9 protein-coding genes are annotated in these 14340 nt (G+C 33.2%); 7 read left to right on the forward strand and 2 right to left on the reverse strand.

The genetic code is table 11. The features are described from left to right. Positions 1 to 9 precede the first annotated feature (9 nt). Positions 10 to 546, reverse strand: a complete 537-nt coding sequence (locus tag ACWNT5_RS23580; protein WP_456518766.1) for a DsrE family protein — start codon at positions 544 to 546, stop codon at positions 10 to 12. Positions 547 to 772: 226 nt separating this feature from the next. After that, complete coding sequence (locus tag ACWNT5_RS23585) at positions 773 to 1060, reverse strand: hypothetical protein (RefSeq protein ID WP_343914865.1); 288 nt, start codon at positions 1058 to 1060, stop codon at positions 773 to 775. Positions 1061 to 1325: 265 nt separating this feature from the next. Between ACWNT5_RS23585 and ACWNT5_RS23590 the strand changes: the two genes are divergently transcribed. The 7 genes from ACWNT5_RS23590 (at position 1326) to ACWNT5_RS23620 (ending at position 14183) form a co-directional block, all read left to right on the forward strand. Next, the gene (locus tag ACWNT5_RS23590) at positions 1326 to 3656 is read left to right on the forward strand and encodes an ATP-dependent helicase (RefSeq protein ID WP_456518767.1); all 2331 of its coding nucleotides are present in this window, start codon (positions 1326 to 1328) and stop codon (positions 3654 to 3656) included. A gap of 380 nt (positions 3657 to 4036) precedes the next feature. After that, a complete protein-coding gene (locus ACWNT5_RS23595; RefSeq protein WP_456518768.1) occupies positions 4037 to 7420 on the forward strand; it encodes a starch-binding protein in 3384 nt (1127 codons plus the stop codon). 688 nt (positions 7421 to 8108) lie between these two features. Next, a complete protein-coding gene (locus ACWNT5_RS23600; RefSeq protein ID WP_299610927.1) occupies positions 8109 to 9899 on the forward strand; it encodes a type VI secretion system Vgr family protein in 1791 nt (596 codons plus the stop codon). Between the two features lie 37 nt (positions 9900 to 9936). Continuing rightward, on the forward strand, positions 9937 to 10731 hold the full coding sequence (locus ACWNT5_RS23605) for a hypothetical protein (RefSeq protein WP_299610925.1): 795 nt from the start codon (positions 9937 to 9939) through the stop codon (positions 10729 to 10731). Positions 10732 to 10735: 4 nt separating this feature from the next. Further along, the gene (locus ACWNT5_RS23610; RefSeq protein ID WP_299610923.1) at positions 10736 to 11995 is read left to right on the forward strand and encodes a DUF3289 family protein; all 1260 of its coding nucleotides are present in this window, start codon (positions 10736 to 10738) and stop codon (positions 11993 to 11995) included. 27 nt (positions 11996 to 12022) lie between these two features. Continuing rightward, on the forward strand, positions 12023 to 13762 hold the full coding sequence (locus tag ACWNT5_RS23615) for a glycoside hydrolase family 19 protein (RefSeq protein ID WP_456518769.1): 1740 nt from the start codon (positions 12023 to 12025) through the stop codon (positions 13760 to 13762). A gap of 1 nt (position 13763) precedes the next feature. Further along, positions 13764 to 14183 (forward strand): hypothetical protein, encoded by a 420-nt coding sequence (locus ACWNT5_RS23620; protein ID WP_456518770.1) that lies wholly within the window; start codon positions 13764 to 13766, stop codon positions 14181 to 14183. Positions 14184 to 14340 lie beyond the last annotated feature (157 nt).

Raw genomic sequence — 14340 nt, forward strand, 5'->3', positions numbered from 1 at the left:
TACGTTGAGTTAAAAATTAATGAGTTTGTAGTTTTTATTTTGTAGTTGTACCAAAGCGGTCATCGCAGATAAAGCTAGTTGAACTTTAGGATGTATATCTGACTTGGTGATTTTTCTATGTGTAGCTGTTTGTCCACATAATATAATCTGTACACCTTTCTCACTTAATGCAGTGATCAAATCAGTATTTGGGTTCTTAATACTAAATTTAGCTTGATATACTTTATCTTTCAAAATATCATTAGCAGCATTTCCATGAATCACTAATGCTACTTTCAAATTCTTAAACGGTACTCCAGCATTTACATGCATGTTGAGATATCGAGCAGCTGTATTCATCAGCGGATTTACTTTGGTACTATCACCGAATGAACGACCAACATCAAAAACAACTTTCAGTTCATTTTCTAAGTCTGTTTTAAAATCAGGATTTTCAACCTTATATGTGTTCCCAAATTCCTTTATAACAGTACCTTGTTGAGGTTCTTTTTGACAGAAAAGGATCATTGGAAATATAGCGAGTAGAAAGAAAAATGTTTGTTTCAAGCCGTTTTTTTTGGTTTCTAAAGATATTCAAAAATCTATAAAAGGAAAGTTAAAATATATTTTTGATAATTATGATAGCCAAAAAAGACATCAGAAAAGTTTGTATTCGGAATATGATCTATGATAAAACAAAAGGTGTCGGTAGTAATTAGTTTTAACATAAATAAAAAATAAAGCTCTCAATTAAATATTATTGAGAGCTTTCAAATAAGTAGTTTTACTTTTATTAGGATATACTAATAATTCGTTCTAACGGAATAATTGTTGATTGTTTTAGAATAACTTCTTTATCTGTGATTCCCCAGATAGTCGTTTCTACTTTTTTAAATCCTTTATTATCCACAAAAACAATTTTTACTTTATGACGTTCTAGATTGCCTAATGATAAGGCTCTCTTAAGTTCTAAGACTCTATCAATTTGGTCTTTTCTTTTCTCTAGTACGTCTTTTTTTGGAAAGGTTAGAAATTTAATTTGTTCTTTTTCAATAGGTTGAATGTTCATGTTTGGGGACATAACAAAAATATTAGGTGAATGTTGGGGTTAAGGTGTTATCTAGGTGTTTTAGATAAGCTTTTCCTAAGATACGTATTTTATCCTATAAAACCGTAATTAAACGATGTTTTTTGCATAAAAATTCAGAATTGTCTTGTGAAATATTTCCCCGGATGAAAAATTTTAATCTTTTTATGGTTAATGATTTGTTTATAAATATCAATCATATTAGTTCTTAAAAAAAGATAGTTTACTTAAATTTCGAAGCTTATAAAAAATTGAAAATTTGGAAGAGTATTTAGCTGGATTGAATGACGCTCAGAGAGCTCCTGTATTACAAAAAGATGGTCCTATGATTGTAATTGCGGGTGCTGGTTCTGGAAAAACAAGGGTGCTTACGTTTAGGATAGCATATCTTATGTATCAGGGAATAGATGCATTTAATATTTTGTCTTTGACTTTTACGAATAAGGCAGCACGTGAAATGAAAAAACGTATTGCTGATATCGTTGGAGCTAGTGAAGCTAAGAATTTATGGATGGGAACTTTCCATTCTATTTTTGCCAAAATTTTAAGAATAGAAGCAGATAAACTTGGATACCCTTCTAATTTTACTATTTATGATACACAAGATTCTCAGAGATTAATAGCTTCTGTTATTAAAGAAATGGGATTGGATAAAGATATTTACAAATACAAACAGGTTCAATCTCGAATTTCTTCTTATAAAAACAATCTGATCACGGTAAAAGCATATTTTCAAAACCCTGAATTGGTAGAAGCAGATGCCATGGCCAAAAGACCTCGTATGGGAGAGATCTATCAACATTATGTAGATAGGTGTTTTAAAGCGGGAGCGATGGATTTTGATGATTTATTGTTGAAAACGAATGAATTATTGAATCGTTTTCCCGATGTTTTAGCGAAGTATCAGAATAGATTCAGATATATATTGGTGGATGAGTACCAAGATACAAACCACTCTCAGTACCTTATAGTAAAGGCCTTATCTGATAAATTTCAGAATATATGTGTAGTAGGTGATGATGCCCAAAGTATTTATGCATTTCGTGGGGCAAACATCAATAATATTCTGAATTTCCAAAGAGATTATGATAATGTTCAGCAATATCGCTTAGAACAAAATTATAGATCTACCAGAAATATTGTAGAAGCTGCGAATTCTATTATCGATAAAAATAAAACCAAATTAGACAAGGTGGTTTGGACCGCTAATGAACCAGGTCCGAAAATTTTAGTAAATAGATTGCTTACCGATGGGGATGAAGGGCGATATGTAGCGAGTTCTATTTTCGAGAATCAAATGCAGCATCAGCTTAATAATGGTCAATTTGCTATTTTGTATAGAACCAATGCACAATCCAGAGCAATGGAGGACGCATTACGAAAACGTGATATTAAGTATAGGATTTATGGAGGTTTATCTTTTTATCAGCGAAAAGAAATCAAGGATGTACTTGCGTATCTTCGATTAATTATTAATCCAAAGGATGAAGAAGCGTTAAAAAGAGTAATTAATTATCCAGCAAGGGGAATTGGTAGTACTACAGTAGATAAATTAGTTGTTGCCGCAAATCATTATGATCGATCTATTTTTGAAGTAATCGAAAATTTAGATCGTATTAACTTAAAAATTAATAGCGGAACTAAAACTCGATTGGAAAACTTTATGAATATGATCAAAAGTTTTCAGGTCACTAACCAAACTTCTGATGCTTTTACGCTGGCAGAAATGGTAGCAAAAAATACTGGATTACTACAAGAGCTTAAAAAAGATGGAACTCCAGAAGGTATTGCTCGTATTGAGAATATAGAAGAATTACTCAATGGTATTCGTGATTTTGTAGAAGGGCAAAAAGAGCTTGCTGATGAAACGGGATCTCTAGCAGAATTCTTAGAAGATGTAGCACTAGCTACAGATCTTGACCAAGATACAGGAGATGATGATAGAGTCGCTTTAATGACAATCCATTTAGCAAAAGGATTGGAGTTTCCTTATGTATATATAGTTGGTATGGAAGAAGACTTATTCCCATCAGGAATGAGTATGAATACCCGATCAGAGTTGGAAGAAGAACGAAGGTTGTTTTATGTAGCTCTTACAAGAGCAGAAAAACAAGCTTATCTAACCTATACGCAATCACGATATAGATGGGGGAAACTTGTAGATGCGGAACCCAGTAGGTTTATCGAAGAAATTGATGATAAATATTTAGAATATGTAACTCCAATTGATACATATCGATATAAGCCTTTGGTGGATACAGATATTTTTGGAGAAGTTGATAAAAGTAAGTTGAGACTAAAAAAACCAGTATCTGGATCTCCACCAGTATCGCATAGACCTACAGAAGAGCAGTTACGAAAACTGCGTAAGCTGCGGCCGATTACCAACGGTACTCAGAGTGCTCCAAAAACCAATAGTATTGATGGGGATTTAGCGCCTGATACTATTGTAGAGCATATGCGTTTTGGACGAGGAAAAGTTCTTAAATTAGAAGGAGTAGGACAAGATAGAAAGGCTGAAATTAACTTTGAAAATGGAGGGATTAAGAAACTCTTATTACGATTTGCTAAACTGAAAGTCATAGGTTAAAGTAAACATTCTCATTGTATTATCTAGAATATAAAACCACGGTAATTATTGTTATCTTACCGATACAATAATTACCGTGGTTTGTTTTTGGGAAACTTTCAAATTTTCGCTTCATTTTTTGCGAGGTTCTGATCTCTTTAGATTTTGCAGATATATCTCTTAATATGTCAAGATATTAAGTGTTTTTTTGATTGGTTACTACTTTTTTAACCTTCTTTAAAACAAAATATCAACACTCAATCGTTTTCGTGAAAAATCGATGCACTCATAATTATATTATTCGATTTTTTTTTAGAAATCTTTATTACAACGATTGAGATAATTTCCCCATATAAATTATCCAGCCGTTCTTTTATTAACACACAAACAAAATCTTAATTATGAAAAAAATACTCTACTTAGGGTTATTAGTGGTTTGCCTATGTTTACCAAAAATAGGAATAGCACAAGCAGAAAGAAATCTTCCATTTTCGTGGGATAACTTAACGGTTTATTTCTTGATAACAGATCGTTTTTACAATGGCGATACTACGAATGATTCTAATTTTGATCGTTTTCAGGATAGTAGAAATAATGAATTAGATTTCCATGGAGGAGATATCGCAGGGGTTACTCAAAAATTAGAAGAAGGTTATTTTGATGAGTTAGGAGTGAGTGCTATTTGGGTTACTCCAGTAGTAGAAAATCGACATGGCTTTAATAACCCTCCTGCAGATGATCCTACTTTTAGGGATTATCCATATCATGGCTATCATACAAATGACTGGACTGCTTTTGATCCTAATTTTACAAGTGCAGAAGACTTCGAAAAATTTATAGACACAGCTCATGATCATGGAATTAGAGTATTACTCGATATTGTAATGAATCATTCAGGTTATCGTACCTATAAAAATGTAAATGGTCAGTTAGAGTTTGTAGACGAAGATTATCCATCGGATTGGGTACGACTACAATGCGGTTCAGAAAATGGAGAACTTCCTTGCGATGATTTAACTACCCCTCTTTTCGGATTACCTGATATTCGTACAGAATCTTTCAATTCAGTAGCGTTGCCACAATGGTTAATAGATAAGTGGGATGCTGAAGGAAGAAGACAGCAAGAATTGGATGAGCTTAATGCTTATTTCGCAAGAACTGGAAAACCAAGAGCACCTAGATATTATTTAATCAAATGGTTAACGGATTGGGTAAGAGAATACGGTATTGATGGATTTAGAGTAGATACAGAAAGGCATGTAGGTGTAGATGCATGGGCAGAGTTAAAAGATGAAGCAGTTTCTGCTTTGAGAGAATGGAAACAAAATAATCCAACAAAAAAACTAGATGATCTTGATTTTTACATGACAGGAGAGCATTCTGGTGTAAATATTATTGGTAATGTAGGGGATCCTTTACCAGATGATTTTACAGTAGGAAAGTTTAATAGTATGATTAATTTCCGTTCTCCAAAAGAAGCATATACAGATTTAGGACAGGAAGAAATATTTAGTTCTTTTGCTGCAAAATTAAATAATAACGATAATGGTTTTAATACTCCTGGGGAGTATAATATGATCAGCTACCTAAGATCTCATGATTTTAGCGAGTTCTTTACAGGTAATATGTTTGAAGGAGCAGTAAAATTATTACTATCTCCTGGTGGAGCGCAGATTTATTATGGAGATGAATCTGGGCGACAGTTTTTTAACGCTACTACTTACGTAGATGCTGGGTATCGTTCTGATATGAATTGGGATTCTATAGATGATGCTCTATTATTACATTGGAGAAAGCTTGGGAAATTTAGAAGAGAACACATATCTATCGGAGGAGGATCTCATCAAAAATTAAGCGATTCGCCTTATATCTTTAAACGTGAATATGATCGTAATGGAGAGTCTGATAAAGCTCTTGTTTTCCAAGGACAGGATAATGATTTTGCGGGAGCTTTAAATGTATTTGGCATGTGGCCTGATGGTACATTGTTAAAAGATTATTTTTCTGATACAACCGCAACTGTAACAGGAGGAACAGTTACTTTCGGAACTACTTTTGGAATTGTACTGGTAGGAGAACCTTTTGATCTTTCAGATTCTGTAACCTTGTCAATTGATCCAGTTTCTGGATTTTATAATGATGCTATTACAGTAAGTATGACAGCTTCTACCACTGCAGAAGGAGCAAGTACTTCTATCTACTATACAACGGATGGATCTGATCCTTCTGCTACAAGTATGTTATATACAGCACCTTTTACGATTAATGGCTCTGCTTCAATAAAAGCAATTGCAATTGATTCTGATGGGAATGAATCTGCTATTGTTTCTAGAGATTATATCATTGGTGATGGTGAGCCATTTAATGTGTATTTTAAGAAACCATCAGATTGGTCATCAGCTTATATTTATATATTTAACCAAAATACAGGAGATCCATTACCAGGATTCCCAGCCTGGCCAGGAGAACAAATGGATGGTGTAGCAGGAACTCCTTGGTATTCTTATTTTATAGATCAAGATGTACAAGTAGGTATTGTATTTAATGATAATGGAGGTGCACAATCTGACGATCTAACCAGAATTGTAGAAGGATGGTATGATGGTCAGTGGTTTGATACTTGTCCAAGTGATTGTCCTACAGGACCACAACCACCTACTTTAACGGTTTCTCCAGATTCTGGAGTATATAATGGAAGTGTTGAGGTATCGATGAGTGCTACAAACACTGGAGTTATATACTATACATTAGACGGATCTATTCCTGATAATACCAGTACTTTATATGAAGGTGAATTTGCTATATCTTCTGTTGGAACTACAGAATTAAACGCTATCGCTATGAACGACGCTGGAAGTTCTTCGATAGAAAGTCGTACATATACTATTGAAGATGTAGCTGGGTATACGGTTAACTTTAGAAAACCTGACACTTGGGGAACGGCATATATCTATTTATTTGATAAAAACGCGAATGCAGCAATTCCTGGATTCCCTGCATGGCCAGGTATCGAAATGACACAATTGTCAACTTCTCCTTGGTACTCCTATACAATAGATGAAACTGTAGAAGTAGGTATCGTATTTAATGATAACGGAGGATCCCAGTCAGATGATTTGTTTAGAACTACAGATGGATGGTACAATAATGGGTGGACAGATACCTGTCCTGGAGAATGTCCTGGTATTACTCCAGATGATTCATTTGATGTATTCTTTAAAAAACCTTCGTCTTGGAGTACAGCTTATATTTATCTATTCGATAAAAATGCGAACACTTCAATCCCTGGATTCCCAGCTTGGCCAGGTGTAGCGATGAATGAAATCGCAGGATCACCTTGGTATTCTTATACGATAGATGAATCCGTAGAAGTAGGAATTGTATTTAATGATAATGGAGGATCTCAGTCAGATGATTTATTTAGAACTATAGACGGATGGTATGATAACCAATGGTTTGATAATTGCCCGAGTGATTGTCCGTCTTCTGAAGATATCAAAGGATCTTTTGTAGATCAGAAACCAGAAGGAGACGCTTTGCAATTAGTAAAGGCATGGCCAAATCCTTTTAATGATTCATTGACTTTATCTTTTACAGGAAATATGAAAGATAATCGTGTACGAATTGAAATATTTGATCTTGCTGGTAAAAATACAAATACATCCATAACAAAAGATACCAAAACAAATACTGTAACCATGAATACAGCTAATCTTCCAAAAGGAATCTATCTTCTTAAGATCGTTTCCAACAAAAATGTGAAAGTGCTGAAAATGGTAAAGTAACCAATAAATTTTGCTGATTTAAGACCTGTCTAGAGAATTATTTTTTTGGGCAGGTTTTTTTATTGATGATTTAAATAAAAAAATGAAATTTTTAAAAACCTGTATTTCAATTAATTATACTTTGGTTTTTTAGTTGTGTAAAGTTTGGCACGCGTTTTGAATTTTAATAAACAACTGATGAGATGATTATCAGTACGAGTTAAAAAAGTTTATTAATTTAAAATTTAGGAGTTATGACAAATTTTATTTCATTTAAGATTAATTGGAGTATTTTGAGAAAGTTTTTACAGGAATTACCAGCTGCAAGTAGCCATGCAATTCACCGATAGACTTTCATTAATAAATCCCCAGTAAAATGTATACTAATTACTTAATATAACTGGATATAAATATTGTTTTATATCCAGTTTTTCTTTTTTACTCTCCTCTGTATACTTTTCTTCTTTATTGTTTTTTACGGCTAACCCTTATCTTTTTTAATAACTAACCTTTTATAACCACAGTGGTTTTCAGGGGTTTCTTTTCACTGAATGTCTGGTTGATTTACAGGCAGTTGTGTTTTACATTTGAAATAACCATCATAGAAATATGTAACTCTTACTTAACCTAATTTCATTTTCACTTATTGGTTGAAGGTAAGATTTCTTGTTTCTGACTTGGATTCACACATTAATCTTAAAACTTAACAATGGCACTTCAATCTAAAATACAGCTATTTATAGGGGGATTTTGTATAAAGGCCTTTAAAAAACTTACACTCCAACAAGAAATTGATAACCATCATACTCTAGAACTTTTATGTCGTAGAGATGTATTAGAAAATGCATCTAATTTGGACGAAGAGGTAAGCAATGATTTTTTGGGGCAAACGATAACGCTTACGATTTCTTCTTTGGATGCTGTAGATATTTATAAAGAATTAAAATTTAAAGGAATCGTTACCGAGGTGAAGCTTACCAATGGTTTTCATCAATCCACAGGAGATTCTATTCTAATTAAGGCGAAAAGTAATTCTATTCTAACAGATGACGGACCAAATTATACATCATTTAGCGATGAAAATTTAGAATCCATTCTTACTCAGTCGTTTCAGCAATATGATAGATCTAAACTAAATACTTCTATAAAAACCAGATCGAAAGATACATTGCATTACTGTGTTCAGAATGGAGAGAGTAGTTTTGAATTTGCAAGTAGATTATCCAAGCAATATGGAGAATGGTTTTATTATGATGGAGAATACTTAGTTTTCGGAAAACCAATGGATTCAGAACCTGTTGTTTTAACCTATGGTGTAGATTTAATGGAATTTTCCAGAAGCCTAAATCCTAGATCTAATAGCTATTCTTTTTTTACCAATGATTATCTAAATAATGAAAAACATAAGATAACAACTTCAGAAATTACAAGTTCTATAAATGGATATAACGGTTATGCTTCTAATAAAAGTCAGGAGATGTTTCCACACGACACCAACGTTTTTCTAAACACTTATAATGATCCACAAACGAAGCAGCGATTAAATCATTTAGTAACCGAACAAAAAAAGGCAGAAGAGATCAAACAGGTTTTGATCACTGGAAAAAGTGATAATCCAGGAGTATGTTTAGGTAAAGTAGTACAAATAAAACAAGAAGGTAAAAGCCAAGGAAGTTATAGAATCATAAAAATAACACATAATGCCGCAGAGAATGGAAAATATATCAATCATTTCGAAGGAATCGCAGTAGATCAAGATGTATATCCATATACAGATATACGTAATAATCCTAAAAGTGATACTCAAGTAGCTACCGTTACTGCTAATAATGATCCAGAAGGTTTAGGAAGGATCAGAGCTCAGTTAGATTGGCAGAAACCTTTAGGAGTATATACCCCTTGGTTACGAGTCATGACACCTCATTCTGGTGGAGATAAAGGATTTCATTTTATTCCAGAAGTAGGAGAAGAGGTTCTTATTGGATTCGAAGGAGGAAATGCAGAACGACCCTATGTTATGGGCGCCCTGTATAATGGAACAGCAAAACCAGGTAGCTGGAAAACGGATAAAAATAATGTGAAAGCTATCAGAACCAGAAGTGGGCATACTATTGAACTTAATGATACCGAAAAATCTGAATTTATTACAATCATAGATAAAAATCAAAATACGATCCATATAGATACTGCCAATAATAATATCACCATTACAGCATTGGAGAAGATGACTTTAAATGCTAAAAATTTCGAAATGAATATTCAGGAAGATGCTACTTTAAATATTGGTAGAGATACGGTTATTTATACAGGTAATAATTTCGATACATCTTCTTTGAATCATACAAATATTGTAGAAAACAAAATGAAAAATACAATAGGAGGTGATCTAATACAGAATAGTGGAAATGCTCAAATTCAAAGTAAAGCAAATATGAAAATTGCTTGCGGAGCAACAGCTTCTTTTCAGGGAGGAGGAAATGTAAAAATAAGCAAAGGATAATAACTCTTTAACGTAAACATAAATCAATCGCAAGTCAATGATTCCAAGTAAATATACATTTAGAACTCAAGAAATTCAATTGCAAATCCCCAAACAAGGCGTACGCAGGTATTTAATAGAAACAGAAAACTATATTAATTATACTGGTGCTATACGTTGCAATCGTAAAAAAGAAATTAGTATTGCTATACATGAGCATGAAGAACAACCTTACATTCGAACAGTGAATATAGCTGTAGAGAGAGATACTTTTAAATTCTCAGACGGTTCTTTTGCTATGCAAGATATTATTCAAAAAACGGCTTCGGTTTATGAAAGTATAAGTTTACAGTTGTCGTATTTAGGCGAAATTGTAGCTATTGATAACATTGACGTAATTAGACAGAAATGGATCGTTATAAAAGAATACCTAGAAAGTAAATATAAAGGAGATCAGGTACAACGTTTTATTCTGAAAACAGATACTATTTTAAACTTAGAAGAGGAGATCATAAAAGATCTTACGCTATATCAGAACTTTGGTGGTTTGTTAAAATCTGTTTATCAGAAATTTAGTTCCGAGTCGTGCAGTGAAACTTCTCAGTGTTTAACCACAAAGTACGGTAAAGTAACTACCAAAGAAGAGTTCTTATTACAGTCTGCAAGCGAAAGTGAAGATATCCAATTACAATTGCAAGCTCATTATCCAGAGAAAGAAGAGTATGTCTCTGTAAATGGAACCTATAATTTTTCGGGATTTAAAGAGTCTTGGTTAACAAGAGCAGTTATTTCTTGTATCGAAAAATATGGGAGACAAGAATACAGAAATACCGTTAATATAATTCAATTATAAAACCATGGCTGGGCAATTTGTAAAAAACGGAGCTACACTAAAATGTCCTCTTTGTTCTAGCAGTGGTACCTTAGTGGTATCCCACACCCAAGTACAATTACAAGATACGCCTTGTGCTACGAATGGAGATAAAAGTGGTACCAATCTTGTTTTCGGTGGAGTCTGTAAAAAATGGAGAAAAAGTCCTCCACCATGTGCTAGTGTTATTGCTCCAACACAATGGAAAGGAGTTGCGACAGATATCGAAATTGATGGAGAATTCATGCTATTAGAAGATTCTACCATCATGTGCAGCACAGGTGGAGTAGATATTGCCATCGAAGATACAGCCCAAATAGATGTGCCAACAGATTTGCAAGAACCTACCTTAAAAGAAATTGAAGTACCCTTTTATGTAGAACGCTTTAGAATACCAGGATTAAACACATCTGGAAATGCTATAGCAGATGATATGACGTACGGTTTTGGAGAACCAAGTACACTAATTTATTCAGAAGAAGAGATACAATCATATACAGAAGAATACATACAGAATGGATTTAATGATTCTGAACATATAAAATTTGCGAATGGAGACCGAATAACGGACAAAGCTATTTATCGCACCAATGAAATTACAGAATTAAGACCTTTTCTTTTCAATATTACAAGATTGAATTTTGATTTTATGCTTTTTAGCGACTTTAGAATCATGGCGTTTCAACTTTCTTCCGGAGCTTTAAGAGAGAATATCGCATCGATGATTGATAAATTTCAGAGTAATGAAGGAGGAATTTATGAGAATGATGCTCTCAATGATGCGGCTAAGGAAAGTTCTGCTACAAAGCGGTTTTGTGAAGCACTAGAACGTGATATCACACAACGAATTCAAAATGCTGGTGGCGACATCTCTGGAGCAGAAAATACTACGATAAGATGGCAAAGGAGACCAGGAGCATCACCCTCATTTGCAAGAGGTGAGGATAATAATCTTTTTAAAGGAATGACCATAGCGGTAAATGATGTTTGGAGTTATGAAGTGAGTATTATAGAATATACCAAAAAGGAAGATGGATATGATATTAAATACGAAGTCATTTACTGGGATCACTTTGGATTAGATCTGCCAGATATGCAAAAGTTTTATTCGTTAGGCGCTGGATTTAGAGCTTGGTTTGTGTTGCAACATTTAAGGGGCTATAAACCTTTTTTAACCAAGATAACTTTCGAAAAAGAGTTTTTTGCTTATGCGCCTTCATTCCTTAATAATTTTGATCGTACATAAACTAGGTAATGGTAAAATACTGTAACTATGAGTGGACATAATGATACTGTACAAAATATAGCAAGAGATAATGCTAATGCACGTCTACAAAGGATAGAAGATAGATTTGGGCAATGGAGTGAAGAAGCGAATCAAATTACTCTTGCTACTAATGAAGCGGAAGAGGGATTATTAGATGCATATTTTGCGGAACAAGTAACTAGACAATTTGGAATACCAGATGGGACTCATACCTATACATTTGGTGGCACTAATGATACCAGTACAGGAGATAGAAAAAGGCGTATAGCTCAGATAATTTTTGATAGAGTTTCTCCTCAGTTAGAACAGAATGGACAGCATACCGCAATAGAATTAATAACAGCAGCATTAGTAAATGATAGTTATAGTAATAGTAATGGAGATACAGTAACTTTTGAAATTTTTAAAACTGAAGAAAAAATTTCCTATCAAAAAATAAGTTCAGGAACTTTGGGTGGAGAAGCTTATATAGTTGTAAAAGGATTTGCTTTAAAGGACAAAGAAGCGACCATAGAAATTTTTGAAAAGGAGCCTTTTTTGTTAATGGAAAGCGAAACACCACTGACCGTTATACAATATGATTCTATGGATGCAGAAGAACCTAATGAAAGTGTTAATAAAACACAATTAAAGGCAACTTTTAATGATGGAGGAGAAGCTGTAGTAAAAATTAAATTTAGACCAAAAGTAGAAGATCCTGATGAAGTTTTTAATGAATGGAAAGAAAAGTTTAAACCTATTGTAGAAACATCAACAAATGAAACTGGTGCTGTTGAAACAAGTATAAGACCAGAACCAAGACCTGATGATTTAGACACCTCTGTAGCGCCAACAACACATAAACCACCAAAAACTATAGATCTTTTATGGCTTAAAGTAAAAGCAAATGGAGACAAGCAAGAATATGAGGAAGAGTTTTTGAAGATTGGGAATGGATATTTTCAATTGGGAAATAATTGTTGTAGTCAAGATATGACAAAAGAGCAACTAATGAATATTGCTGTTCATGCTCGTGAAAGTAATGTAGAGACTCATTTAAGTGGTATAAATGAAGCATTTAAGGATAATGATATAAATACTTGTTTAAGAAGGCTACATTTTCTTGCTCAAGTTATACATGAATCAGGAAGCTTTAGATATACTGAAGAATTAGGAGTTGGAGAAGATGCTTATGGAGGTTTTAAAGGAAGAGGATTAATGCAACTTACATTTCGCTCTAACTATCAAGCATATGGTAACTTTGTGGGAGAAGACTTTACTTCTTCTCAAGAAAATAAGGAAAAATTAGAAGTTAATCCACATGCTGCTCGATCGGCTGGTTGGTTTTGGGCGCAAAATGCGGAATTAAATGATAATGCTGATGATAATGATTTAATTTATATCACCTATAGAATTAATGGAGGTTTCAATGGATACAATGATCGTCTTGAATATGTAAACAGAGGGTTTGAAGTGTTATTAAATAGTTGTGGTAATTCCAATTCCGAAACTACCGATTATATTTTCTCAGAAAGTAAAACATACAATGAACAAAAGGGATCTTTTGGATGGGGTGCATGGCATGATCCAGGTACAAATAAAAGGGGATGTACCAAAAATAGAGCAAAGGCTATAGAAGGTTACGAACGTTTTATTTCATTAAATAATGCAGCGGAAAGAACAACTCCTTCTAGGAATTGGTATGGATATAATAAGAATAGTATACGAAGTTTTGTAGAAAGTAGATTGAATAGTTTAAAAAATTGAAATGGTTAAAAGTTTTCAAATAAAACACCTTGTATTTTCCATAACATTTTTGCTAGGGATCAGTGGTGCATATCACGATCTTAATATTCCTGTTGAACAAAATTCTTTTCAATCGATTAAAAATGTTGATGGCGAGTATAAATCAGAAAACCCTGATTGTTTTATATCGATAAAAATTTCAGGTTTGGACTATACTCTTCAAAATGGAGATTATCAAGTAAAGGATACATTAGAAATTAATTCTAATGATAAATCAGTTCTCCTTCGGTTTAAAAATGTCCATAAAGATCATGTAAAAAAAGATTTGACTGCAGAACTTATAGATGATTATATAGTAATTCAGAATTATGGAAACTCTCTAAACAATTATATACTATTTAACGAGTGTGAAGAGAAATATATTGAACTAAAAAGAAAGTAAATATATAAGTATTTTGATACAGGATTGGCATCGAATAATTTTTTAATAATCTTTTACTTATATCAATAAATAGTGGTTTTCAGGGGATAATTTCCACAAAAATCAAGGATGTTTCTATCCTTATAACTTTATATCTTACATAAAAATAAACACACAA

The organism is Aquimarina sp. 433 (genome assembly GCF_054054605.1).

Excerpts from the sequence above, each read along its gene's own strand:
- ACWNT5_RS23585 (WP_343914865.1), bottom strand. The coding sequence starts at position 1,060 with ATGTCCCCAAACATGAACATTCAACCTATTGAAAAAGAACAAATTAAA.
- ACWNT5_RS23595 (WP_456518768.1), top strand. The coding sequence starts at position 4,037 with ATGAAAAAAATACTCTACTTAGGGTTATTAGTGGTTTGCCTATGTTTA.
- ACWNT5_RS23600 (WP_299610927.1), top strand. The coding sequence starts at position 8,109 with ATGGCACTTCAATCTAAAATACAGCTATTTATAGGGGGATTTTGTATA.
- ACWNT5_RS23605 (WP_299610925.1), top strand. The coding sequence starts at position 9,937 with ATGATTCCAAGTAAATATACATTTAGAACTCAAGAAATTCAATTGCAA.
- ACWNT5_RS23610 (WP_299610923.1), top strand. The coding sequence starts at position 10,736 with ATGGCTGGGCAATTTGTAAAAAACGGAGCTACACTAAAATGTCCTCTT.
- ACWNT5_RS23615 (WP_456518769.1), top strand. The coding sequence starts at position 12,023 with ATGAGTGGACATAATGATACTGTACAAAATATAGCAAGAGATAATGCT.
- ACWNT5_RS23620 (WP_456518770.1), top strand. The coding sequence starts at position 13,764 with ATGGTTAAAAGTTTTCAAATAAAACACCTTGTATTTTCCATAACATTT.